The following is a 555-nucleotide window of genomic DNA, read 5'->3' as shown; positions in this document are numbered from 1 at the left end:
TAGAATTATATTAAAAGGAGAATTACCTTCGCCAAGTAATCCGCCGCAAGGTTGTCCTTTTCATACAAGATGTCCGATTGCAAAAGATAAATGTAAAGAAAATATACCACAATTAAAGGACATTGGTGATGAACATCAAGTTGCTTGTTTTTATGTAAATAAAGTAGGTGATTTAAATGGTTAAATTAATATTAAAGAGATTAGGTTTAATGATTCCGTTACTAATTTTAATTTCTATTGTTGTATTTTCATTAGCTATCATTCAACCAGGAGATCCATTTTCAGATTTACAAAACGGAAAAATAAAACAAGAAGCGATAAATGCACAAAGGGAAAAGTTAGGCCTCAACGACTCTATATCACATCAATACATTAGATGGGTCAATCATGTTATACATGGTGATTTAGGGGAGTCAATCAAATATAAAAGGCCGGTAATTGATGTTATTGAGGAAAGAATTCCAAATACAATATTACTCGGTGCTATGTCATTAATTATTACTTATATTATCTCATTTGCTTTAGGAATAACGTCAGGTAGATATTCTTACAGTT

2 protein-coding genes are annotated in these 555 nt (G+C 30.6%); both read left to right on the top strand.

The genetic code is table 11. The annotated features are described in order from the left end of the window. A partial coding sequence (locus tag IDG60_RS00790) for an oligopeptide/dipeptide ABC transporter ATP-binding protein (RefSeq protein WP_346767025.1) occupies window positions 1-184 on the top strand: 184 nt, incomplete at its 5' end. After that, on the top strand, window positions 177-555 hold a 379-nt coding region (locus tag IDG60_RS00785; RefSeq protein ID WP_206160375.1), incomplete at its 3' end, for an ABC transporter permease. The genes IDG60_RS00790 and IDG60_RS00785, both read left to right, overlap by 8 nt.

Source organism: Staphylococcus sp. EG-SA-2, from assembly GCF_017152085.1.
The sequence above is the reverse complement of the archived record's forward strand: the minus strand, read 5'-3'. Positions and strand labels throughout refer to the sequence as shown.